This window comes from Pseudomonas sp. PDM20 (assembly GCF_014852575.3).
In the GTDB taxonomy this organism is placed as follows: domain Bacteria; phylum Pseudomonadota; class Gammaproteobacteria; order Pseudomonadales; family Pseudomonadaceae; genus Pseudomonas.
In genome coordinates, this window is record NZ_CM181224.1 from 1,142,484 (window position 1) to 1,165,881 (window position 23,398).

The following is a 23,398-nucleotide window of genomic DNA, read 5'->3' on the forward strand; positions in this document are numbered from 1 at the left end:
TCAAACCGATATTCTCCAAAGGGCCCTCGCTGGGCGCGCGCCTTCTGGTGCTCGCTGTCCTGTCGGTCGCCTTGATGGTGGTCGATGCCCGCTTCGATTATCTGAAACCGGTACGCAGCCAGATGGGCCTCGTGCTGAGTCCTTTCTATGGCATCGCCGATTTCCCCGTTCGTGCTTGGGAAGGCGTGCGCGACCAGTTCACCAGCCGCAGCGAGCTGCTGGCCGAGAACGAGCGCCTGAAGGCCGAACAGTTGCTGATGCAGCGCCGCCTGCAGAAGCTGGCCACCCTCACCGAACAGAACGTGCGCCTGCGCGAGTTGCTCAACTCCTCCGCCCTGGTCGATGACAAGGTGCTGGTGGGCGAGCTGATCGGTGTCGACCCGAACCCCTTCACCCAGCGCATCCTGATCGACAAGGGCGAGAAGGACGGCGTGTTCCAGGGCCAGCCCGTGCTCGACGCCAGCGGCCTGATGGGCCAGGTGGTCGAGGTCATGCCTTACACCGCGCGCGTGCTGCTGCTGACCGATACCACCCACAGCATTCCGGTGCAGGTGAACCGCAATGGCCTGCGCGCCATCGCCGTGGGCACCGGCAACCCGGAGCGCCTGGAACTGCGCTACGTCGCCGATACCGCCGATATCAAGGAAGGCGACCTGCTGGTCAGCTCCGGCCTTGGCCAGCGTTTCCCGGCCGGCTATCCGGTGGCGGTGGTGAAGGAAGTGCTGCACGACACGGGCGGGCCTTTCGCCACTATCCGTGCCGTGCCGACCGCCAAGATGAACCGCAGCCGCTACGTGCTGCTGGTGTTCAGCGACAGCCGTACCCCCGAACAGCGCGCCACCGATGCCGCCGAAGCCCAGGCCGAGGCCGATCGCAAGGCCGCCGAGTCCGGCACGCCGGTACAGCCTGCACCAGGTGCTCCGGCAGCCCAGCCGCATGACGGCGCGCAGCCCGCTGCTCCAACTGCTCCTGCTGCGCAACCTGCCCATCCGGCCGGCACCAATGGCGCAGCCCCTGCTGCGCCGGCTGGTGCGCCGGCATCGCACCCGGATGCAAGGACCCGTCACTGATGGCGGCGCAGGGCTCGAACAACGGCTGGGCCATCTGGCTCACCCTGCTGGCGGCGTTGCTGCTGTCGGTGGCGCCGATGCCCAGCTTCATGGAGATCGGCCGCCCGCTGTGGCTGGCGATGTTCCTCACGTACTGGGTGCTCTACCTGCCGCACAAGGTCGGCATGCTGACCGCCTGGGTGTTCGGCGTCGCCGAAGACGTGCTCTACGGCAGCCTGCTGGGGCAGAACGCCCTGATCCTCAGCCTGATCATCTGCCTGGTGCTGTCGCTGCACCAGCGCCTGCGCATGTTCCCCATCTGGCAGCAATGCCTGGTGTTGCTGGTGGTCTTCGGTCTCGCCCAACTGGTCCAGCTGTGGATCAGCGCCCTGACCGGCAACCGCCCACCGACCCTGGTGTTCCTCCTGCCGGCACTGGTCAGCGCCTTGCTCTGGCCTTGGGTCTACACACTGCTGCGGGCCCTGCGGCTGCGCCTGAACATCAACTGATCGCCCCCTTGCGGGGGAATCGCCGGGCCCGCGCTGCGCAGGCCCGCTTCGGAGTCCCTGATGGCCCAGCTGTACCTCGCCTCCAGTTCGCCGCGCCGCCGCGAGCTGCTTACCCAGATCGGCCTGCCGTTCCATATAGTGCCCGCGTCCATCGATGAAACTCCCGAGTCCGGCGAGTCGGCGCACGCCTATGTCGAGCGACTGGCGCGCGGCAAGGCCCAGGCTGGACTTAACTTTCTCGCCCAGCGCGCCGACGTCTGCGTGCTCGGTGCCGATACCGCCGTGGTGCTGGATGGCCGCATCCTTGGCAAGCCGGTGGACCGCGACGACGCCCTGGCCATGCTGCAGGCCCTGTCCGGCCGCGAGCACGAGGTGCTGACCGCCGTGGCGGTAGCTGATCGGGATCGCTGCGAGGCGCGCGTGGTCAGCAGCCGCGTGGCCTTCCGCGAGGTATCGACAGAGGAAGCCGAACGCTATTGGGAAACCGGCGAGCCGCAGGATAAAGCCGGTGGCTATGCTATCCAGGGGCTTGCGGCGGTGTTCGTCAGCCGCGTCGAGGGCAGCTACAGCGCCGTGGTCGGCCTGCCTCTTTGCGAAACCTCGGCATTGCTGGCTGACTTCTCCATCCCCAGCTGGCAGTCTTGATCGGAAAGTAGCGCTGGCACGACTCCGGGCGCGATAAGGAAGGGCGCATGAGCGAAGAGATCCTGATCAATATCACGCCGATGGAATCGCGCGTGGCGGTGGTGGAGAACGGCGTCCTGCAGGAGGTCCACGTCGAGCGCACTTTGCGCCGCGGGATCGTCGGCAATATCTACAAGGGCAAGGTCGTGCGCGTGCTGCCGGGCATGCAGGCGGCCTTCGTCGACGTCGGCCTGGAACGTGCGGCCTTCATCCACGCCGCGGAGATTTCCACCCGCGAAGGCAGCGCGGTGGAGAGCATCGGCGCGCTGGTCCATGAAGGGCAGAGCCTGGTGGTGCAGGTCACCAAGGACCCCATCGGCACCAAGGGCGCGCGCCTCACCACGCATCTGTCGATCCCCTCGCGCTACCTGGTCTACATGCCGCGCACCAGCCATGTCGGCATTTCCCTGAAGATCGAGGATGAACACGAGCGCGAGCGCCTCAAGCAGGTGGTCGCCAAGTGCGTCGAGGCAGAGGGCATCGTCGAGCGCGGCGGATTCATCCTGCGTACTGCCGCCGAAGGGGCCGGCGAGGACGAGATCCTCGCCGATATCCGCTACCTGCGCCGCCTCTGGGACCAGATCGACGCGCAGATCCAGACCGTCGGCGCGCCGACGATGATCTACGAAGACCTTTCCCTGGCCCTGCGCACCCTGCGCGACCTGGTGAACCCGCGCATCGAGAAGATTCGTGTCGATTCCCGCGAAAACTTCCAGAAGATCACGCAGTTCGTCGAAGAACTGATGCCGGAAATCGCCGACCGCCTGGAACACTACCCGGGTGAGCGGCCGATCTTCGACCTCTACGGGGTCGAGGACGAGGTGCAGAAGGCGCTGGAGCGCAAGGTGCTGCTCAAGTCCGGCGGCTACCTGATCATCGACCCGACCGAGGCGATGACCACCATCGACGTGAATACCGGCGCCTTCGTCGGCCATCGCAACCTCGAAGAGACCATCTTCAAGACCAACCTCGAGGCGGCCACCGCCATCGCCCGCCAGCTGCGCCTGCGCAACCTGGGCGGGATCATCATCATCGACTTCATCGACATGGAAGACGAGGAGCATCGCCGCCAGGTCCTGCGGACCCTGGAGAAGCAGCTCGAACGCGACCATGCCAAGACCAACATCATCGGCATCACCGAACTGGGCCTGGTGCAGATGACCCGCAAGCGCACCCGCGAAAGCCTGGTGCAGGTGCTCTGCGAGCCCTGCCCGAGCTGCCAGGGGCGCGGCATGCTGAAGACCGCCGAGACCATCTGCTACGAGATATTCCGCGAGATCCTTCGCGAGGCCCGGGCCTACCAGGCCAATTCCTATCTGGTGCTGGCCAATCAGAAGGTGGTGGATCGCCTGCTCGACGAGGAGTCGGGCAACGTTGCTGACCTTGAGCTGTTCATCGGTCGCCCCATCAAGTTCCAGGTCGAGGCCATGTATTCCCAGGAGCAGTACGACGTGGTCCTGCTTTGAGCGGCGGATCGCACCGTTTGGGATTCGGGCAGGAGGCCGTCGTGCAATGGGGTTTTTTGGAGCTTTGCCTGACGCACACTGTCAGACCTGGTTCGACATTGCCTGGCTGGGAGGCCGCTCGATGAACCTTCGCGACACTTCACAGGCAGCCGGCTGACATGGAGCGTGCCGGCCGGCTGTTCGCCACTTCCCTGCGCATCATCCTGGGCCTCCTGGCGCTGGGGCTGGTGCTGCTCGCGCTGTATGTCAGCCTCGGCCGACAGTTGGTGCCGCTGGTGGCGGAGTACCGCGATGACCTGGCGCAGAAGGCCAGCGAACAGCTGGGCCTGCCGGTGGCCATTGGCGCGCTGGAGGGGCACTGGCATGCCTTCAGCCCGATCATCGTGGTGCGCGATATCCAGCTGGGCGAGGGCAATGACTCCCTGCGCCTGGAACGTGTGCGCCTGACCCCGGACATTCTTGGCAGCGTGATGGCGCGCCAGCCGCGCATCGACAGCCTGGAACTGGAAGGCCTGCACCTGACCCTGCGCGAGGACGAGGAGGGCAAGTGGCATGCCGATGGCCTGCCCAGCCGCGGCGGCGACACCGATCCGCGCAAGCTCATCGACCTGCTTTTGACCCCGCGTCGCCTGTCGCTGATGGACAGCCAGCTGACCGTGCTGCCGCAGCAGGCCAACCCGCTGTCGCTGACCTACGTCGGCATGACCTTGCGCAGCGGCAGCCGCCAGCGCCTGGAAGCACGTCTCAGCCTGCCCGGCGGCGAGCCGGTGGCGGCGCGCCTGGAAACCCGCCTGAACCGTGATGACTGGGCGAAGAGTTCGGCCCAGCTGTACCTCAGCCTGCCGCAGGCCGACTGGGCCAAGTGGCTGCCCGGGCGCCTCACCGGTGCCTGGAAGCTGTCCCAGGCCAAGGCCGGCGGCGAGCTGTGGGCGACCATCGACAAGGGCGTGCCGGTGTCCGCAGTGGCACGCCTGAACGCGCCGAAGATCGACGCGGCGCTGGGCGATCGCAAGCCGGTGAGCCTGAGTGACCTGGGTGTCAGCCTGTTCTTCCAGCGCAATGGCGACGATTTCGACCTGCGCGTCGCCGATCTGGCGGCGAACCTCGGCGAAACCCGCTGGGGCGAGGTGGAGCTGGAGCTGACTCGCCGGACGAAGGACGAGGAGCACTGGCAGCTGCGCGCCGACCGCCTCGACCTGACCCCGCTGGGGCCGACCATCACCGCCCTGGCGCCGCTGCCGGACAAGGCCATCGAGTGGCTCGACGGTCTCAAGCCACAGGGTGTGCTGCACAACGTCAACTTCGATTACTGGCCGCAGCGCGAAGGTGCCGAGCGGGTTGCCTATGCGACCAACCTGGAGAAGGTCGGCGTCAGTGCCTTCCATGACGTGCCCGCCGTGGCCAATGTCGATGGCACCCTGCGCGGCAACCTGGAAGGCGGCACGCTGGATGCCAACGCCCAGAACTTCATGCTTCACCTGGCAACCCTCTTCCCCGAGCCCTGGCACTACCGCATCGCGCACACGCGCATGTTCTTCAAGCTCAACGACGAGGCCTTCACTCTCGGCAGCCATCTGATGCAGGTGGAAGGCGAGGAGGGCACCATCGCCGGTGACATGCTGATCCGCCTGATGCGCGACCCGGCGCTGGAGGACTACATGGACCTGCGTGTCGGCATGAGCAATGGCGATGCGCGCTACACCGGCAAGTACCTGCCGACCGTCATCCCGCAGATGAGCAAGGACCTTGCCGCCTGGCTCAAGGGCTCGATCAAGAGCGGTCGTATCGAGCAGGGCTATTTCCTCTGGCAGGGCTCGCTGCAGAAGGGCTCGGCGCCCGAAGCCCACGCCATGACCCTGTATTTCAAGGTCCACGACGGCGTGCTCGACTACCAGCCCGGCTGGCCCGGCCTGAGCAAGGCCGAGGGCGAGGTGCGGGTCGAGGACACCGGTGTCAGCATCAACGCCACCAGCGGGCAGATCCTCAACAGCCAGGTGCGCGATGTGTCGGTGGAGATTCCCCATTCGGACCCGGGCGAAGTCGCCCACCTGCACGTGAATGGCGACATCGACAGCAACCTCGTCGATGGCCTGAAGATCCTCCAGGACTCGCCGATCGGTGCGACCCATACCTTCGCCGGCTGGGAAGGCTCCGGCGACCTGAACGGCCACCTCAACCTCGATATTCCCCTGGCCAAGGGCGAGGCGAGCAAGGCGCGGGTGATAGTCGACTTCGACACCGACAAGGCGAAGTTGAAGATCGCCAAGCCCGAGCTGAACCTCGAACAGGTCAAGGGCAAGTTCCGCTATGACACCGACAGCGGCCTGAGTGGGCAGAACATCGCGGCCCAGGTGCTGGGCGCGCGCGTCACCGGCAGCATTCGCGCCGAAGGCCGCAACGGCGTCCCGCGCACGCGGGTGCTGGTGGGTGGTCAGGTGCCGGTCAAGTCCCTGCTCGACTGGGGCAAGGTGCAGCAGCAGTTGCCGGTAGATGGGCGCATTCCCTTCCAGCTCAACCTGCTGCTCGACGGCAAGGACAGCCAGTTGCAGGTCGCCTCGAACCTGCAGGGCGTCACCATCGACCTGCCGGCGCCACTGGGCAAGGCGGCGCAGGAGACTCGCGAGAGCGAGTGGCGCATGACCCTGGACGGCGCCGAGCGGCGTTACTGGGCGACCTATGGCGACCGCGCCAGCCTGGCCTACGCCGCGCCCGTGGAGCAGCCGCTGGCTGGTCGCGGCGTGCTGCGCCTGGGTGGCGATCCGGCTGTGCTGCCCAACTGGAGCGGCGTGCAAGTGCGCGGCAGGATCGATGAGGTCGACGCCGACGCCTGGATGGCCGTCGCGAAGAAGTACTCCAACACAGGGGTTGAAGGCGCGGCTGGCCTGTTGCGCGGTGCGGACCTGCAGATCGGTCGCTTCAAGGGTTTCGGCCAGACCCTGGAAAACCTCACGCTGGACCTGGCGCGCGTCGACAGCAGCTGGCAGGTCGGGTTGGTCAGCTCACTGGTTTCCGGCAAGGTCACCCTGCCTGACAGCAAGGTGAAGCCGATCCAGATTGCCCTGGACCGCATCGACCTGCCCAAGGGCGAGGCCATCGACTCCGAGAAGGCGGTGGAGCAGCCGGACCCACTGGCGAAGATCGACCCGCGGACCCTGCCGCCGATGGACGTGAGCATTCGCCAGGTGCTGAAGGCTGGCAAGCCCGTTGGTGCCTGGAGCTTCAACGTGCGGCCGACACCCACCGGGGTTGGCTTCAACGACGTCAACCTGGACCTGCGCGGCCTGTCGGTGAAGGGCAACCTGCGCTGGGACGGCATGGAGGCAAGTGCGCGCAGCACCTTCCAGGGCCAGCTTGAAGGCAAGAACATGGGCGATGTGCTCAAGGCCTGGGACTTCGCGCCCAGCGTGACCAGCGAGCGCTTCCGCGTGGACATCAACGGCAACTGGCCGGGCTCCCCGGCGGCGCTGAACCTGCGGCGCTTCGGCGGTACCCTCGACGCCAGCCTGCGCAAGGGCCAGTTCGTCGAAGTGGAAGGCGGCGCCAATGCCCTGCGCGTATTCGGCCTGCTCAACTTCAACGCCATCAACCGCCGCCTGCGTCTGGACTTCTCCGACCTGCTCGGCAAGGGCTTGAGCTATGACCGGGTGAAGGGCGTGCTCACCGCCACCGATGGCGTCTACTTCACTCGCGAGCCGCTGCGGCTGGATGGGCCGTCGAGCAACCTGGAGCTCAACGGCACCCTGGACCTGGCACACGACGAAATCGACGCCAAGCTGCTGGTGACCCTGCCGGTGACCAACAACCTGCCGCTGGCGGCGCTGATCGTTGGTGCGCCGGCCATTGGTGGTGCGCTGTTCGTGGTGGACAAGCTGCTGGGCGACAAGGTCGCGCGCTTCGCCAGCGTGCAATACAGCGTCAAGGGCCCGTGGCAGAGCCCCACCATCGCTTTCGAGAAACCTTTCGAAAAGCCTCATTGAGCCCCTCAATCGAGCAGAAAGCCCGGGCTTCAGTTAGCATGAAACCCAGACACCGACGGAGCTCAGCATGTCCATTGCCGTCATCCAGATGGTCAGCCAGGACGATGTCCCGGCCAATCTCGCCGCCGCCCGTCGCCTGCTCGAGCAGGCCGCCGAGGGTGGCGCGCGCCTCGCCGTGTTGCCGGAAAACTTCGCTGCCATGGGCCGCCGCGATCTCGCGGAGATCGGTCGGGCCGAAGCCCTGGGCGAAGGCCCAATCCTGCCCTGGTTGAAAAGCACCGCCCGCGACCTCAGGTTGTGGATAGTCGCCGGCACCCTGCCGCTGCCGCCCGAAGGCCAGCCGGACGCCAAGGCCAACGCCTGTTCGCTGCTGGTGGACGAGCGCGGTGAAGTGGCGGCGCGCTACGACAAGTTGCACCTGTTCGACGTGGACGTCGCCGACGCCCGTGGCCGCTATCGCGAGTCTGACGACTACGCCTTCGGTCAACGCGTGGTGGTGGCGGATACGCCGGTCGGGCGCCTGGGACTGACGGTCTGCTACGACCTGCGCTTCCCCGAGCTCTACACCGCATTACGCGAAGCCGGCGCAGAGCTGATCAGCGCTCCCGCCGCCTTCACTGCAGTCACCGGGGCGGCGCACTGGGAAATCCTCGTCCGCGCCCGCGCCATCGAAACCCAGTGCTACCTGCTGGCGGCCGGGCAGGGCGGTACCCACCCCAAAGGACGGGAAACCTGGGGCCAGTCGGCCATCGTCGACCCCTGGGGGCGTATCCTCGCCGAACAGGCCAAGGGCGAGGCCGTGCTGCTGGCCGAGCGCGACAGCGAGGAACAGGCGGCGGTCCGGCAGCGCATGCCGATTGCCCGGCACAGAAGATTTTTCCCGCCGGTCGAACCACGACCGGCGCGTACGGAGTGAATATGAGCGAACTGTTGTCATCCGTCAGTCAGCACCTGCTGGCCCCCGGTGGTCTGGATATCGACCAGCTGTCGCCGATCCTGCACGAGCTGAGCGGCCCCGGTATCGACGCCGCCGACCTGTACTTCCAGAGCCAGGTTTCCGAGTCCTGGATGCTCGAAGACGGCATCGTCAAGGAAGGCAGCTTCCACATGGACCAGGGCGTCGGTGTGCGCGCGCAGTCCGGCGAGAAGACCGGCTTCGCCTACAGCAACGCGATCAACCATGAAGCGCTGATCCAGGCCGCCCGCGCCGCCCGTTCGATCTCCCGCGCCGGGCAGAACGGCAAGGTGCAGGCGTTCCAGGCCGTGGTGCCGACCCGCCTGTATGCCGGCGAGAACCCGCTGGACGTCATGAGCCGCGCCGAGAAGGTGGAGCTGCTGCAGAAGATCGATGCCGCCACCCGCGCCCTCGATCCGCGTATCCAGCAGGTCACTGTCAGCCTCGCCGGCGTCTGGGACCAGGTGCTGATCGCCGCGGCGGACGGCTCGCTGGCCGCGGACATCCGCCCGCTGGTGCGCTTCAACGTCAGCGTCATCGTCGAGCAGAACGGCCGTCGCGAGCGTGGCGGCCATGGCGGCGGCGGGCGTACCGATTACAAGTACTTCCTCCAGGAAGACCGCGCCATGAGCTACGCCCGCGAGGCGCTGCGCCAGGCCCTGGTCAACCTTGAAGCGGTGCCCGCGCCGGCCGGCAGCCTGCCGGTGGTGATGGGGGCCGGCTGGTCCGGCGTGCTCCTGCACGAAGCCGTGGGTCACGGCCTGGAAGGCGACTTCAACCGCAAGGGCAGCTCCAACTACAGCGGGCGCATCGGCGAGAAGGTCGCTTCCAGCCTGTGCACCATCGTCGACGACGGCACCATCGCTGGCCGTCGTGGTTCGCTGTCGGTGGACGACGAGGGCACGCCGACGAACTGCAACGTGCTGATCGAGAACGGCATCCTCAAGGGCTACATGCAGGACAAGCTCAACGCCCGCCTGATGGGCGTGGCGCGCACCGGCAACGGCCGTCGCGAGTCCTACGCGCACCTGCCGATGCCGCGCATGACCAACACCTACATGCTGGCCGGGCAGAGCGATCCGCAGGAAATCATCGCCAGCGTCGAGCGCGGCATCTACTGCGCGAACCTCGGCGGCGGCCAGGTAGATATCACCAGCGGCAAGTTCGTCTTCGCCACCAGTGAGGCCTACCTGATCGAGAACGGCAAGATCACCCGTCCGGTGAAGGGCGCGACCCTGATAGGCAACGGTCCGGAAGTGATGAGCCGGGTGTCCATGGTCGGCAACGACCTGGCGCTGGACAGCGGCGTGGGTACCTGCGGCAAGGACGGCCAGTCCGTGCCGGTCGGTGTCGGTCAGCCGACCCTGAAGATCGACGCGATCACCGTCGGCGGCACGGGCGGCTGAGGCCGTTGCCGGTGGGGCTGGAAGGGAAGGGCGCGGCCGCTCAGCGCAGGCCGCGTTTCAGCTCGTCCAGCTCGCGGATGTACTTGAAGATCTTCCGCGCTGCGGCCGGAGGCTTGTTGTGAGCGGCCTCGTGCTGGGCGTGGCGGATCAGCTGGAGCAGATGCTGGCGGTCGCTTTCCGGGTATTCGCCGAAGAAGGCCGACAGCGCGGCGTCGCCGCCGGTGATCAGGTGGTCGCGCCAGCGCTCCAGGGCGTGGAAGCGTTCGTTGTACTGGCGGGTCGAGGTATCTACCTGCTCCAGCAGGGCGAGGATGGCCTCGACGTCCTGGTCGCGCATCAGCTTGCCGATGAACTGCCGGTGGCGTTTCTTGGCGGCGTTGGCCTTGTGCTTGGGAGCTTCTTCCAGTGCGCGGCGCAGCGGATCGGTGAGCGGCATGCGGTCGAGCATGTCGGCCTTGAGCGTGGTCAGGCGCTCGCCGAGTTCCTGCAGCGCGTGCATTTCGCGTTTTACTTGCGACTTGCTCTTCTCATCGAAGGACGAGTCGTCATCGTGAATTTCAGCCATGGCGGGGGTCTCGTTGAAAACGCCGCCATGATAACGAGTCAGGGGCCACTTGTCCGGCCCGCGCCGGTCGCCGCCGCCTGATGGCGGGGCCGGACCATGAACAGGAGAGGCATGCAATGAGCGAACATAACCCGGCAGTGAGCCCGGAGGTCCTTCCCGAACTGCGTGAGCAGGTCGAGCGGATCATCGCCGAGGCCACCCGGCAGGGCGCCAGCGCCTGCGAGGTGGCGGTGTCGGTGGAGCAGGGGCTGTCGACCTCGGTGCGCCAGGGTGAAGTCGAGACTGTCGAGTTCAACCGCGACCAGGGCTTCGGCATCACCCTCTATGTCGGTCAGCGCAAGGGCTCCGCGAGCACCTCGGCCACCGGCGCGGATGCTATTCGCGAGACCGTGGCGGCGGCGCTGGCCATCGCCAAGCACGCTTCCGAAGACGATTGTGCCGGCCTGGCCGATCCGGCGCTGATGGCCCGTGACCTGCCGGACCTGGACCTGTACCACGGCTGGTCGATCACCCCCGACCAGGCCATCGAGCGCGCGCTGGCCTGCGAGGCCGCTGCGTTCGCCACCGACAAGCGCGTTACCAAGGCCGACGGCACCACGCTGAACACCCACCAGGGTTGTCGCGTCTACGGCAACAGCTACGGCTTCGTTGGCGGCTACGCCAGCACCCGCCACAGCCTGAGTTGCGTGATGATCGCCGAGCTGGAAGGGCAGATGCAGCGCGACTACTGGTACGACGTGAACCGTCGCGGCGACCTGCTGGCCACTCCCGAATCCATCGGCCGCCGCGCCGCCGAGCGCGCCGCCAGCCGTCTCGGCGCGCGCCCGGTGCCGACCGCCGAAGTGCCGGTGCTGTTCGCCCCGGAAGTCGCGGTCGGCCTGTTTGGCCACTTCCTCGGCGCCATCTCCGGCGGCAGCCTGTACCGCAAGTCGTCGTTCCTCGAAGGCGCATTGGGCCAGCGGCTGTTCCCGGAATGGCTGACCCTGGACGAACGCCCGCTGCTGCGCGGTGCGCTGGGCAGCGCCTCGTTCGACAACGATGGCCTGGCGACCTACGCCAAGCCCTTCGTCGAGGGCGGCGATCTGGTGTCGTACGTGCTCGGCACCTACTCCGGGCGCAAGCTGGGCATGCCCAGCACTGCCAACTCCGGTGGCGTGCACAACCTGTTCGTCAGCCATGGCGACGAGGACCAGGCTGCCCTGATCCGCCGCATGGGCCGGGGCCTGCTGGTCACCGAGCTGATGGGGCAGGGCGTCAACCTGGTGACCGGCGACTACTCCCGTGGCGCTGGCGGTTACTGGGTCGAGAATGGCGAAATTCAGTTCCCGGTGCAGGAAGTCACCATCGCCGCCAACCTGCGCGACCTGTTCCGCAACATCGTCGCCATCGGCAATGACGTGGAGTACCGCGGCAACCTGCATACCGGCTCCGTGCTCATCGAAAAGATGATGGTCGCCGGCAACTGATCCAGCCGCCGCGGCCCGCTGGCCGCGGCTTTCAGCCCTTCTTCGATTCCCTTCTCCAGGCTGGCCGCCCAGCGCAATGCGTTCGGGTGGCTTGTTTTTTTGTCTTTCGGAAACAATAATCAATCTCATTATCGATTGAGAGATTGCCATGTTCGCCGAAATCGACAGTTCAATCACCGAGCGCTGGTACCGCCTGGGCACGCGTATCCGCTGTGCGCTGGAGCCGAACGAGCCGCGCCTGGTCGAGCAGTATCTCGGCGAAGCGCGCTACCTGGCGGCCTGGGAGCCGGTGCCGGCCTGGCGCCTGTTCGAGAAGTGCTTCGGGCTGCTGCTCGACAGCAGCCGCGACATCGCGCTGCCCTGGCACTGGCGCGTGCTCTGCCTGGATCACGCCTATCTCCCGCTGCGTGAACTGCAACGCCTGGCGACTTCGACCGCCCAGCGCCAACGCCTGTGCCTGCTGGCCCGGCGCATGGCGCAGCAGGAGATGGCGCCTTCCCTGAGACTGCAAGAAGGAATCGAGAATGACTGACAGCCGTATCGAACGCGACAGCATGGGCGAACTGGAGGTGTCGGCTTCGGCGCTGTACGGCGCCCAGACGCAGCGGGCGGTGAACAACTTCCCGGTGAGCGGCCAGCGCATGCCGCGTCCGTTCATCCGCGCGCTGCTGCTGGCCAAGGCGGCCGCGGCACGCGCGAATGTCAGCCTGGAACAGCTGGACGCGGAGACCGGTGCAGCCATCGTCGCCGCCTGCGAAGAGCTGCTGGCCGGTGATCTGCAGCAGCATTTCCCGGTGGACGTGTTCCAGACCGGCTCGGGCACCAGTTCGAACATGAACGCCAACGAGGTGGTCGCGACCCTCGCCAGCCGCCGCCTCGGCAAGCCGGTCAATGCCAACGACCAGGTCAACTGCGGGCAGAGCAGTAACGACATCATTCCCTCGACCATCCACATCAGTGCGGCGCTGGAGGTCCACCAGCACCTGCTGCCCGCGCTGGACCACCTGCACGCCACCCTGGAGAAGAAGGCAAAGGCCGTTCACCAGCACGTCAAGACCGGCCGGACCCACCTGATGGACGCCATGCCGGTGCGCCTGAGCCAGGTGCTCGGCGGCTGGGCCCAGCAGGTGCGCCAGGCATCTCAGGGTATCGAGGCGCAATTGCCGGCGCTGCAGCAGCTCGCCCAGGGCGGCACGGCGGTCGGTACCGGGGTGAACGCCCATCCGCAGTTCTCCGCGCGCTTCTGCGAGGAGCTCAATGGCCTGACCGGCCTGGTGTTCCGCCCCGGCGACGACTTCTTCGCGCTGATCGGCGCCCAGGACATCGCCGTAGCCACTTCCGGCCAACTCAAGGCCCTGGCCGTGGCGCTGATGAAAATCGCCAACGACTTGCGCTGGATGAACTCCGGCCCGCTCGCCGGCCTTGCCGAGATTGAACTGGAGGCGCTGCAGCCGGGCTCCTCGATCATGCCGGGCAAGGTCAACCCGGTGATTCCGGAAGCCACCGCCATGGTCGCCGCCCAGGTGATGGGCAACGACACCACCATCGCCGTCGCCGGGCAGTCCGGCAACTTCGAGCTGAACGTGATGCTGCCGGTGATCGCTGACAACCTGCTGCACAGCATCCATCTGCTGGCCAACGTCAGCCGCCTGCTGGCGGACAAGGCCATCGCCAGCTTCAAAGTCAATGAGGCGAGCCTGCGCGAGGCGCTATCGCGCAACCCGATCCTGGTCACCGCGCTGAACCCGATCATCGGCTACCAGAAGGCCGCGGAGATCGCCAAGCAGGCTTATCGCGAGGGCCGGCCGATCATCGACGTTGCGCTGGAGAACACTGACCTGGACCGGGCCCGCCTCGAGCAACTGCTCGATCCCGAGAAACTCACCGCCGGCGGACTCTGAGTCCGCCCCACCCGCTGGAGGAACCTGCCATGCGTCATTGGCAACGCACCATCGAACTGGGCAACCGCTGCTTCATTCGTCAGGAATTGATCGATGCCCGTGAGCACTACCTCCACGCTCTGGCGCTGGCACAGGTGCTGCTGGATCGCTGGCATGACGCCGAGGAGGCGGTGATGGCCTTCGTCATCTCGCACCACAACCTCGGCGACCTGCACTTGCAGCTGGGCCAGCCGGAAGAGACCGCCGAGTATCTCTGCGCCTGCCACGAGCGCCTGCTGGCGCTGGGTGAGGACCTGCGCAAATGCTCGGATCTGCGTGCGGCGGCGGTGCAGCACAGCCGCCGCACCTACGTCGAGCTGCTCAACTTCATCGGCGAACACGGCACCTACCCGCGCACCCAGCGCCTGCTGCGCCGCCAGGGTGCGGTGGAGCTGCGCCCGGGGCTGTTCACTGCCGTGCATTCGATGCGTTACCACTAGTCGATGCGCTACCGCTGAGCCGATGCGCTCCCACTGAAAGAAGGTTTGAAGATGCCCCACGTCCTGCCTGCCTTGCCCTATGCCTACGCTGCGCTGGAGCCGCACATCGATGCGCAGACCATGGAAATCCACCACAGCAAGCACCACCAGACCTACATCAACAACCTCAACGCCGCGCTGGAAGGCACCGCGTTCGCCGAAGTGCCGGTCGAGCAACTGCTGCAGCAGCTCGACAGTCTCCCCGCCGCCCTGCGCGGGCCAGTGATCAACAACGGCGGCGGCCATGCCAACCATTCACTGTTCTGGACCGTGATGGCGCCGGATGGCGGTGGCCAGCCGCAGGAAGAGCTGCGCCAGGCGATAGACGCTGAACTGGGCGGCTACGACGCCTTCTGCCAGGCCTTTACCAAGGCGGCGCTGACGCGCTTCGGCAGCGGCTGGGCGTGGCTGAGCGTCGATCCGCAGGGGCGGCTGGTCGTCGAGAGCAGTGGAAACCAGGACAGCCCGCTGATGCAGGGCAACCTGCCGATCCTCGGCCTGGATGTCTGGGAGCACGCCTATTACCTGCGCTACCAGAACCGCCGACCGGAATACATTGCGGCCTTCTACAACGTGGTCGCCTGGCCGGAGGTGCTGCGCCGTTACCGTGTGGCGCAGCAGGCACGAGGCAAAGGATGAAACCGAAGGCGGCAGCATGCGTCTGATCGTGCAGAGTCTGCGTGAAAGCGGAGGACGCAATTTGCGTTGGTTGCTGGGACTGAGCATCGTCCTCGGCGGCGGTGTACTCGTGGTCCAGCACCTGATGGAGCTGGCGCGGCTGCAGCTTTCCCCACCGATCTACCTGGCCCTGCATGGCGGCATGCTCTGCGCGCTCGGGACGGCCCTGGGCGCTCTGCCGGTGTTGCTGGTGCGCAGTATGCCGGCGCGTATCGCCGACACCATGCTTGGCTTCGGCGCCGGGGTCATGCTGGCCGCCACGGCCTTCTCCCTGCTGCTGCCGGCGCTGGAGGCGGCGGAAGCTTCCGGTCGTCCGACCTGGCTGGCCTCGCTGCTGGTCAGTCTTGGCCTGGCGCTGGGCGCCTTCGGTCTGGCGGTGTTCGGTCGGGTGCTCGAAGACGCCCAGGCGAATATCCAGGGCGCGGCTGAAGGCAAGGTGCCCGCGCGCATCCTGCTGTTCGTCGCCGCCATCGTTCTGCACAACATTCCCGAAGGCATGGCCGTAGGGGTTGCCGCCGGGGGAGAGGTGCAGGGCGCAAGCGGTCTGGCGCTGGGGATCGCGCTGCAGGATGTGCCCGAAGGGCTGGCTATCGCGCTGGTGCTGGCCGGGGCGGGCGTTTCGCGGGGCAAAGCGGCGCTGGCGGGTGCGGCTTCCGGGCTGGTGGAGCCGCTGTTCGCGGTGCTCTGTGCCTGGCTGATCGGTATCTCGCGGATGTTCCTGCCCTGGGGGCTGGCCGCGGCGGCGGGCGCGATGCTTTACGTGGTCGTGCGCGAGATCATTCCCGAATCCCAGCGGCGCGGCCATGCGGCGCAGGCCACGCAGGGGCTGATCATCGGTTTCTGTCTGATGATGGTACTGGACACTTCGCTGGGCTGATGGCCCTGCGCGTCACTCGCCTTCGTCGAAGTAGTTGTTGATCAGGTCAACCAGCGCCTTGATCGCTTCGTCTTCCTGCTCACCTTCGGCGGCGAGGTGCAGATTGGTACCCTTGCCGGCGGCCAGCATCATCACGGCCATGATGCTCTTGCCGTCCACCGTACTCTCCGGGTTGCGGCCCACGCGAACCTGGCAGGGGTACCGCCCTGCGACGCCGACGAATTTGGCCGCCGCGCGGGCGTGCAGGCCAAGCTTGTTGATGATGGTGACTTCGAGGGCGGGCATCGCGAGGGGCTGTCCTTTTGTTGTCTGTCGCTGCTTAGCTCAGGTCGCGGTGGCGAATCTGTACGTTGGTGAGGGTTTCCTTGAGGGCCTGACCAATGCGCTCGGCAATGTAGGTCGAGCGGTGCTGGCCACCGGTGCAGCCGATGGCGATGGTCACGTAGGCCCGGTTGCTCGCGGCGAAGCGCGGCAGCCATTTGTTCAGGTAGGCGAGGATATCCTGGTACATCTCCTCGACGTCCGGTTGCGCCGCCAGGTACTCCTGGACTTCCGTTTCCAGCCCGGTGTGCTCGCGCAGCTCGGGCTTCCAGTACGGATTGGGCAGGCAGCGCACGTCGAACACCAGGTCCGCGTCCACTGGCATGCCGCGCTTGAAGCCGAATGATTCGACCAGGAAGGCGGTGCCCAGTTCGGGCTTGTTCAGCAGGCGCAGCTTGAGCACGTCGCGCAGCTGGTAGAGGTTCAGGTTGGTGGTGTTGAGCTTGAGATCGGCGAGGTCGGCGATCGGCGCCAGCAGGTTCGACTCGTCGCTGATGGCCTCGGCCAGGGAGCGGGTGTCGGTGGTCAGCGGGTGGCGCCGGCGAGTCTCGGAAAAGCGTTTGAGCAGCGTCTCATCATCGGCATCGAGGTACAGCACGTCGCACTGGATGTGTCTGTCGCGGGCTTCCTGCAGCAGCTCGGGGAAACGCTGCAGCTGGCTGGGCAGGTTGCGCGCGTCGATGGAGACGGCGACCTGCGGGTGCAGCAGCTCGGTGTGCAGCAGTGCGCGCTGGGCCAGGTCAGGGAGGAGGCTGGCCGGCAGGTTGTCGATGCAGTAGAAGCCGTTGTCCTCGAGCACGTTGAGCGCGGTGCTCTTGCCCGAGCCGGATCTCCCACTGATGATGATCAGGCGCATGATCAGTGCCCGTTGTTCTGGAAGTCCACGACGATCCGGTACAGGTCCTCGCCGTTGGCGGCGTGACGCAGGCGGTCGCGGACGTCGGAGCGGTCGAGCATGGAGGCGATCTGCCGCAGCAGTTCCAGGTGCTCCTCGGTGGCCGCTTCCGGCACCAGCAGCACGAACACCAGGTCGACCGGCGCGCCGTCGAGGGCGTCGAAGTCTACCGGGTGATCCAGGTGCAGGATGGCGCTGATGGGCGACTGGCAGCCGGGGAGGCGGCAGTGCGGAATGGCGATGCCATTGCCGAAGCCGGTGGAGCCCAGGCGTTCCCGGGCCACCAGGCTGTCGAAGATGTCTTGGGAATCGAAACCCGGCAGCTCGCGAGCCACCAGGTTGGCGATTTGTTCGAGGACACGTTTCTTGCTGCCGCCCGGCACGTTCACGAGGGAACGGCCGGGGGTCAGGATTTGCTCAAGTCGGATCATAGGGAGGGGTTAACGGACACCAACACCTTGCTGGCGTTCGAGGTATTTTTCCTTGTGCTTGATCAGTTGGCGGTCGAGCTTGTCGGTGAGCAGGTCGATGGCCGCGTACATGTCTTCATGTTCCGCGCAGGCCACCACTTCGCCACCGGCGATGTGGAGGGTGGCTTCAATTTTCTGCTTCAGCTTCTCGACCTCCATGATGACCTGAACATTGGTGATCTTGTCGAAGTGGCGCTCCAGTCGGCCAAGTTTCTCGCCGACATAGTCGCGCAGGGCGTCGGTCACATCCAGTTGATGTCCACTGATGTTGACTTGCATACCGCTTTCTCCTTGTTGCCCGTGTGTAAGTGGCAGGTTATGGGGCCTGCCGCCGGAACACCTTGGCGTGGATCAACGTCACACCAGCCGCTTGCGCTCGCTCGAGGGAGAGATTCCTAGGGACTCCCGGTACTTGGCGACGGTACGACGTGCCACTTGAATGCCCTGTGCCTCCAGTAAACCAGCGATCTTGCTGTCACTCAATGGCTTTTTCGGACTTTCCGCCGCGACCAGTTTCTTGATGATGGCGCGAATCGCGGTGGACGAGCACTCGCCGCCTTCGGAGGTGCTGACGTGGCTGGAGAAGAAGTACTTCAGCTCGAAGATGCCACGCGGCGTGTGCATGAATTTCTGCGTGGTGACGCGGGAGATGGTCGACTCGTGCATGCCCACCGCCTCGGCGATGTCGTGCAGAACCAGTGGCTTCATCGCTTCCTCGCCATACTCGAGGAAGCCGCGCTGGTGCTCGACGATCTGGGTCGCCACCTTCATCAGCGTCTCGTTGCGGCTCTGCAGGCTCTTGATGAACCAGCGCGCTTCCTGCAACTGGTTGCGCATGAAAGTGTTGTCGGCGCTGGAGTCGGCGCGGCGCACGAGGCCCGCGTACTGCGAGTTCACGCGCAGGCGCGGCACCGCTTCCTGGTTCAGCTCCACCAGCCAGCGGTCGTTGTTCTTCCGCACGATGACATCCGGAACGACGTATTCGGCCTCGCCGGATTCGATCTGCGAGCCGGGACGCGGGTGCAGCGACTGGATCAGCTCGATGGTCTCGCGCAGCTCGTCTTCCTTGAGCTTCATGCGGCGCATCAGCTGGCTGTAGTCGCGGCTGCCAAGGAGGTCCAGGTGATCGCTGACCAGACGGATGGCCTCGGCCAGCAGGTAGGTCTTGGTCGGCATCTGGCGCAGCTGCAGCAGCAGGCACTCGCGCAGGTTGCGCGCACCGACACCGGCGGGTTCGAGCTGCTGCACGCGGCGCAGGACGACTTCCACTTCATCCATCTCCACGCCCAGTTCCGGGTCGATGGAGGCGAGGATGTCGTCGAGGGATTCGTCGAGGTAACCGTCATCGGTGATGCCGTCGATGATGCTCAGGGCGATCAGGCGGTCGGTATCGGACATCGGCAGGAGGTTGAGTTGCCACAGCAGATGGCTCTGCAGGCTTTCGCCGGCGGAGGTGCGGGACGTGAAGTCCCACTCGTCGTCATCGTTGCTGGGCAGGCTGCTGGCGCTGGTCTGGTAGATGTCTTCCCAGGCGGTGTCGACCGGCAGCTCATTGGGGATGCGCTCGGCCCACTGGTCCTCGTCGAGGCTGTCGGCGTTGGGCGTGGTGCTTTCCTGGAAGTTGTCCTGGGAGCTGCTGCTGGTGCCGTTGGCGCCCGACTCGGCACCGTCCGCCATGGGATCGCTGTTGTCGAAGTCCTCGCCTTCTTCCTGGCGCTCCAGCATCGGGTTGGACTCCAGGGCTTCCTGGATTTCCTGTTGGAGGTCCAGCGTGGAGAGCTGGAGCAGTCGGATGGCCTGTTGCAGCTGCGGAGTCATCGTCAGCTGCTGGCCCATCTTGAGGACTAGCGATGGTTTCATGGCTGGAACTAGGCACCTTGTTCGCTGGCGCGAAGCGCGCCATATCCACGACTACGGACACCGGGGTGCCGCGAGGAAGCAAATTATATGCCTGAGTTTGGACGCTTTGCCTAGGGGCTGTCGACCTTTCGTTACAACCCGGTTGCGCCGGGGCAGCCCAGGCAGCCGGGTACGTCGCGGAACGGTCGGCGAGCCGCGCCACGCTAGGGGGAGAGGTGGAGCTGCTGCGCCCTGGAAAGGGCGCGGCACAGGGCCTTGGAGACTGGCCTTAGAGGCGGAACTCGTGGCCCAGGTAGACTTCCTTCACCAGGTCGTTGGCGAGGATACTCTCGGCACTGCCTTCGGCGATCAACTGACCGTCGTTGACGATGTACGCCGTTTCGCAGATATCCAGGGTCTCGCGGACGTTGTGGTCGGTGATCAGTACACCGATGCCCTTGGCCTTGAGGTGGTGGATGATCTGCTTGATGTCGCCCACGGAGATCGGGTCGACGCCGGCGAAGGGTTCGTCGAGCAGGATGAACTTCGGCGAACTGGCCAGGGCGCGGGCGATTTCCACGCGGCGACGTTCACCGCCGGACAGGCTCATGCCGAGGTTGTCGCGGATGTGGTGGATGTGGAACTCCTCGAGCAGGCCTTCCAGGGCTTCCTGGCGGCCGGCGCGATCGAGGTCGGTGCGGGTCTCGAGGATCGCGCCGATGTTGTCCGCCACCGACAGCTTGCGGAAGATCGAAGCTTCCTGCGGCAGGTAGCCGATACCGGCGCGGGCGCGGCCGTGCATGGGCAGGTGGGTGACATCCTGCTCGTCGATGCGCACGACGCCCTGATCGGCACGGACCAGGCCGACGATCATGTAGAAGCAGGTGGTCTTGCCCGCTCCGTTGGGGCCGAGCAGGCCGACGATCTGCCCGCTCTCGATGCTCATGCTGACGTCGCGGACGACTTGCCGGCTCTTGTAGCTCTTGGCGAGGTGCTGGGCGGTTAGCGTAGCCATTACTGCGCTTGATCCTGCTTTTTCTTGGGCTGGATGACCATGTCGATACGCGGGCGCGGCGTGGTCACCTGGGAGCCGGTGGCGCGGCCTGCGTTGACGATCTGGCGCTGGGTGTCATAGACGATCTTCTCGCCTTCGAAGGTGTTGCCTTCCTGGATCACCTTGGCCTGGTCGATCAGAACGACGCGGTTCTGCGAGACGAAGTACTGGATGGTCAGGCCGTAGGCCTGGGTGATCTGCTTGTCCGGCGCCGGCTTCTGTTCGAAGTAGGCGGGCTTGCCGACCGAGGTGACGACTTCGATCTCGCCGTCCTTGTTCTGCTTGAGCGTAACGGTGTTGCCAGTCAGCTTCATGCTGCCCTGGGTTACCACCACGTCGCCGCGATACACGGCCACGCCCTGCTTGTCATCCAGTTCGGCGCTGTCGGCCTGGACGCGGATCGGCTGTTCCCGGTCGGTGGGAAGAGCCCAGGCGGCAGAGCTGCCGATGGCGGCGGCGAGGCTGAAAAGAAGGGGGAGGGTGTTAACGAGCCTCATGCTGACCTCTTACGTTGGACAGCAGGAGCATCCGGCTGTCTTTCAGATACGCTTTCATGCCAACTGCCGTGGTTACACCGTTGGGTTCGGTGATCTTCACGGGCTGGTCAGTCTGCGCATAGTCCTTGTCTGGGAACACCGTCATGCGCGAGGTGTTGAGCAGGAGCGTGCGCTGCTGCGCGTCAGTGCGCGCGACGCGCACATCGTCGATCAGCTCGACCTGCTTGCCTTCGGGGGCCACTTCGGCGTGAACGCTCTGGACGTGCCACGGCTGAGGCTCATTCTCCCGGTGGAAGTAGAGGTCGGGCGTGGTAACCAGGGTCACGTCGCTTGCTTTCAGGTGTTCGAGTTTGTCGGCGGTCATCTCGTAGGCGAGGGAGCCGTCGACGCGGTACTGAGTGCTCTTGGCATTCACCACGTAGAAGTCGATTGCGTCACTGGTCTGCGACTTGAGCTGGCGCTCGTTGAAGTCCAGGCGCACGTTCCAGTAATAGCCGAGGGCGATCAGCCCGATGGCGATCAGGGCGAACAACAGCTTTTGTTGGAATGTCTTGGGCATGTTCGGCTCTAGAGATACGCGTTCTGGGCAGCTTCGAGGTTGCCCTGGGCGCGCAGGATCAGTTCGCAGAACTCGCGGGCGGCACCTTCGCCGCCACGGGCCTGGGTTACACCATCGGCGTGCTGACGGACGAAAGCGTCGCCGTTGGCGACTGCCATGCCGAGTCCTGCACGGCGAATGGCTGGCAGATCGGGCAGATCGTCGCCCAGGTAGGCGACTTCTTCAAAGCCTAGACCCAGTTCGGCGAGCAACTCGTCGAGGGCGACCAGCTTGTCCTCGCGGCCCTGGAACAGGTGGTTGATGCCCAGGTTCTTCGCCCGGCGCTCGACCACCGGGCTCGAGCGGCCAGTGATGATCGCGGTGCGCACGCCGGAGTTCATCAGCATCTTGATGCCCTGGCCGTCCAGGGTATTGAAGGTCTTGAACTCGCCGCCGTCGGGCAGGAAGTAGAGCTTGCCGTCGGTGAGCACGCCATCGACGTCGAACACCGCCAGGCGGACCGCTTTCGCGCGTTGCAGCAGGTCGGCGGTCATTCAGATGACTCCCGCGCGGGTCAGGTCGTGGACGTGCAGGACGCCGACCGGGTGATCCTTGTCGTCGACCACCACCAGTACGTTGATCTTGTGGTCGTCCATGATCTTCAGGGCTTCGGCGGCAAGCATGTCCGGGCGGGCGGTCTTGCCGTGCACGGTCATCACCTGGTCGATGGTCACCTGGCGCACGTCCAGACCCTTGTCCAGGGTGCGGCGCAGGTCGCCGTCGGTGAAGATCCCGGCCAGGCGGCCGTCCTCGCCGAGCACGATGGTCATGCCAAGGCCCTTGCGGGTCATTTCCAGCAGCGCGCCGCTGAGCGACGTGCCGGGGGAAACCTGCGGCAATGCTTCACCCACGTGCATGATGTTTTCCACTTTCAGCAACAGTCGACGGCCCAGTGCGCCGCCCGGGTGCGAGAAAGCGAAGTCTTCGGCGGTGAAGCCGCGGGCTTCCAGCAGGGCGATGGCAAGCGCGTCACCGATCACCAGGGAAACCGTGGTGGAGGAGGTTGGCGCCAGGTTCAGCGAGCAGGCTTCATGCTCCACGCTGGCGTCGAGGTTGACCTCGGCGGCCTTGGCCAACGGCGACTCGGCGTTGCCGGTCATGCTGACCAGGGTGATGCCCAGGCGCTTGATCAGCGGCAGCAGGGTGATGATTTCGGCGGTGGAGCCGGAGTTGGACAGGGCCAGGACGACGTCGTCCTTGGTGATCATGCCCATGTCGCCGTGGCTGGCCTCGGCTGGGTGCACAAAGAAGGACGGGGTGCCGGTGCTGGCCAGGGTGGCGGCGATCTTGCGGGCGATGTGCCCGGACTTGCCCATGCCGACCACGACCACGCGGCCCTTGCAGGCCAGCAGCAGCTCGCAGGCCAGGGAAAAATCGGCGCCGATGCGCGGCAGCAGAGCGTCCACCGAGTCTCGCTCGAGGCGGATAGTGCGTTGTGCCGACTGGATGAAATCGTGTTTCTGGCTCATGTTCGAAAGGCGCGGGGCAAAATGAAGTGCGAGATTATAACGGGAAAGCGGCAAAGGCTTCATCACTGGCATCTCAATGTTGAGCGCATTTTGCTGAACTGAGCCTTAACAGTGGCTTAGCAGCCCTTGGGGCGTGGCTTCGCGGGGTGTTATAGTTCGCGGCCGTTCGGCCTGCCGCGCCGTGTTTCTGCCGTGTGACAGACG

At 65.7% G+C, this 23,398-nt stretch carries 24 protein-coding genes; 13 read left to right on the forward strand and 11 right to left on the reverse strand.

Going from position 1 to position 23,398, the window contains the following annotated elements:
• Positions 1-47: 47 nt before the first annotated feature.
• The 7 genes from mreC to tldD all read left to right on the forward strand — a co-directional run bounded on the left by mreC (position 48) and on the right by tldD (position 10,046).
• Positions 48-1,070 (forward strand): rod shape-determining protein MreC, encoded by a 1,023-nt coding sequence (mreC, locus tag IB261_RS05475; protein ID WP_494515523.1) that lies wholly within the window; start codon positions 48-50, stop codon positions 1,068-1,070.
• Entirely contained in the window at positions 1,070-1,558 is a 489-nt protein-coding gene (gene mreD / locus IB261_RS05480) for a rod shape-determining protein MreD (protein WP_081517443.1), read from the forward strand. The genes mreC and mreD overlap by 1 nt, the downstream gene beginning before the upstream one ends.
• Before the next feature lie 60 nt (positions 1,559-1,618).
• Positions 1,619-2,203, forward strand: a complete 585-nt coding sequence (locus tag IB261_RS05485; protein WP_192381624.1) for a Maf family protein — start codon at positions 1,619-1,621, stop codon at positions 2,201-2,203.
• A 47-nt stretch (positions 2,204-2,250) separates the two neighbouring features.
• Positions 2,251-3,708 carry a ribonuclease G gene (gene rng, locus IB261_RS05490; protein WP_045209573.1) on the forward strand — a complete coding sequence of 486 codons (1,458 nt, stop codon included), beginning with the start codon at positions 2,251-2,253 and terminating at the stop codon, positions 3,706-3,708.
• Positions 3,709-3,866: 158 nt separating this feature from the next.
• Positions 3,867-7,685, forward strand: coding sequence for a YhdP family protein (locus IB261_RS05495; protein WP_192381625.1), 3,819 nt, complete (start codon positions 3,867-3,869; stop codon positions 7,683-7,685).
• Positions 7,686-7,752: 67 nt separating this feature from the next.
• Positions 7,753-8,601, forward strand: coding sequence for a carbon-nitrogen hydrolase family protein (locus tag IB261_RS05500; RefSeq protein ID WP_081517446.1), 849 nt, complete (start codon positions 7,753-7,755; stop codon positions 8,599-8,601).
• A 2-nt stretch (positions 8,602-8,603) separates the two neighbouring features.
• Positions 8,604-10,046, forward strand: a complete 1,443-nt coding sequence (gene tldD, locus IB261_RS05505) for a metalloprotease TldD (protein ID WP_081517447.1) — start codon at positions 8,604-8,606, stop codon at positions 10,044-10,046.
• A gap of 40 nt (positions 10,047-10,086) precedes the next feature.
• Here tldD and yjgA read toward each other — a convergent pair whose 3' ends face one another.
• A complete protein-coding gene (gene yjgA, locus IB261_RS05510; protein ID WP_024766553.1) occupies positions 10,087-10,611 on the reverse strand; it encodes a ribosome biogenesis factor YjgA in 525 nt (174 codons plus the stop codon).
• 116 nt (positions 10,612-10,727) lie between these two features.
• On the opposite strand from yjgA, the gene pmbA reads away from it, so the two are divergent.
• The 6 genes from pmbA (at position 10,728) to IB261_RS05540 (ending at position 16,051) form a co-directional block, all read left to right on the forward strand.
• Positions 10,728-12,077 (forward strand): metalloprotease PmbA, encoded by a 1,350-nt coding sequence (pmbA, locus tag IB261_RS05515; protein WP_192381626.1) that lies wholly within the window; start codon positions 10,728-10,730, stop codon positions 12,075-12,077.
• A 148-nt stretch (positions 12,078-12,225) separates the two neighbouring features.
• The gene (locus IB261_RS05520) at positions 12,226-12,609 is read left to right on the forward strand and encodes a FagA protein (RefSeq protein WP_081517449.1); all 384 of its coding nucleotides are present in this window, start codon (positions 12,226-12,228) and stop codon (positions 12,607-12,609) included.
• Positions 12,602-13,978, forward strand: coding sequence for a class II fumarate hydratase FumC (gene fumC, locus IB261_RS05525; protein WP_192381627.1), 1,377 nt, complete (start codon positions 12,602-12,604; stop codon positions 13,976-13,978). The genes IB261_RS05520 and fumC overlap by 8 nt, the downstream gene beginning before the upstream one ends.
• Positions 13,979-14,007: 29 nt before the next feature.
• Complete coding sequence (locus IB261_RS05530; protein ID WP_081517451.1) at positions 14,008-14,457, forward strand: DUF2753 family protein; 450 nt, start codon at positions 14,008-14,010, stop codon at positions 14,455-14,457.
• Between the two features lie 51 nt (positions 14,458-14,508).
• Positions 14,509-15,135, forward strand: a complete 627-nt coding sequence (locus IB261_RS05535; RefSeq protein WP_081517452.1) for a superoxide dismutase — start codon at positions 14,509-14,511, stop codon at positions 15,133-15,135.
• A gap of 22 nt (positions 15,136-15,157) precedes the next feature.
• Positions 15,158-16,051, forward strand: coding sequence for a ZIP family metal transporter (locus IB261_RS05540; protein ID WP_412548385.1), 894 nt, complete (start codon positions 15,158-15,160; stop codon positions 16,049-16,051).
• 12 nt (positions 16,052-16,063) lie between these two features.
• Here IB261_RS05540 and IB261_RS05545 read toward each other — a convergent pair whose 3' ends face one another.
• From IB261_RS05545 to IB261_RS05590, 10 genes are all read right to left on the reverse strand, one after another.
• Positions 16,064-16,336, reverse strand: a complete 273-nt coding sequence (locus IB261_RS05545) for an HPr family phosphocarrier protein (RefSeq protein WP_192224717.1) — start codon at positions 16,334-16,336, stop codon at positions 16,064-16,066.
• Positions 16,337-16,370: 34 nt separating this feature from the next.
• The gene (rapZ, locus tag IB261_RS05550) at positions 16,371-17,228 is read right to left on the reverse strand and encodes an RNase adapter RapZ (protein WP_081517454.1); all 858 of its coding nucleotides are present in this window, start codon (positions 17,226-17,228) and stop codon (positions 16,371-16,373) included.
• A gap of 2 nt (positions 17,229-17,230) precedes the next feature.
• Positions 17,231-17,698 (reverse strand): PTS IIA-like nitrogen regulatory protein PtsN, encoded by a 468-nt coding sequence (gene ptsN, locus IB261_RS05555; RefSeq protein ID WP_037009823.1) that lies wholly within the window; start codon positions 17,696-17,698, stop codon positions 17,231-17,233.
• A gap of 9 nt (positions 17,699-17,707) precedes the next feature.
• On the reverse strand, positions 17,708-18,016 hold the full coding sequence (hpf, locus tag IB261_RS05560; protein WP_017518151.1) for a ribosome hibernation-promoting factor, HPF/YfiA family: 309 nt from the start codon (positions 18,014-18,016) through the stop codon (positions 17,708-17,710).
• A gap of 78 nt (positions 18,017-18,094) precedes the next feature.
• Complete coding sequence (locus IB261_RS05565) at positions 18,095-19,597, reverse strand: RNA polymerase factor sigma-54 (protein WP_081517455.1); 1,503 nt, start codon at positions 19,595-19,597, stop codon at positions 18,095-18,097.
• Between the two features lie 268 nt (positions 19,598-19,865).
• The gene (lptB, locus tag IB261_RS05570) at positions 19,866-20,591 is read right to left on the reverse strand and encodes an LPS export ABC transporter ATP-binding protein (protein ID WP_081517456.1); all 726 of its coding nucleotides are present in this window, start codon (positions 20,589-20,591) and stop codon (positions 19,866-19,868) included.
• Positions 20,591-21,127 carry a lipopolysaccharide transport periplasmic protein LptA gene (gene lptA, locus IB261_RS05575; protein WP_017518148.1) on the reverse strand — a complete coding sequence of 179 codons (537 nt, stop codon included), beginning with the start codon at positions 21,125-21,127 and terminating at the stop codon, positions 20,591-20,593. Before lptA ends, lptB begins: the two co-directional genes overlap by 1 nt.
• The gene (lptC, locus tag IB261_RS05580; RefSeq protein WP_151189473.1) at positions 21,114-21,686 is read right to left on the reverse strand and encodes an LPS export ABC transporter periplasmic protein LptC; all 573 of its coding nucleotides are present in this window, start codon (positions 21,684-21,686) and stop codon (positions 21,114-21,116) included. The genes lptA and lptC overlap by 14 nt, the downstream gene beginning before the upstream one ends.
• An 8-nt stretch (positions 21,687-21,694) precedes the next feature.
• The gene (locus tag IB261_RS05585; RefSeq protein WP_192381629.1) at positions 21,695-22,219 is read right to left on the reverse strand and encodes a KdsC family phosphatase; all 525 of its coding nucleotides are present in this window, start codon (positions 22,217-22,219) and stop codon (positions 21,695-21,697) included.
• Entirely contained in the window at positions 22,220-23,194 is a 975-nt protein-coding gene (locus tag IB261_RS05590; RefSeq protein ID WP_081517458.1) for a KpsF/GutQ family sugar-phosphate isomerase, read from the reverse strand.
• Positions 23,195-23,398: the final 204 nt, after the last annotated feature.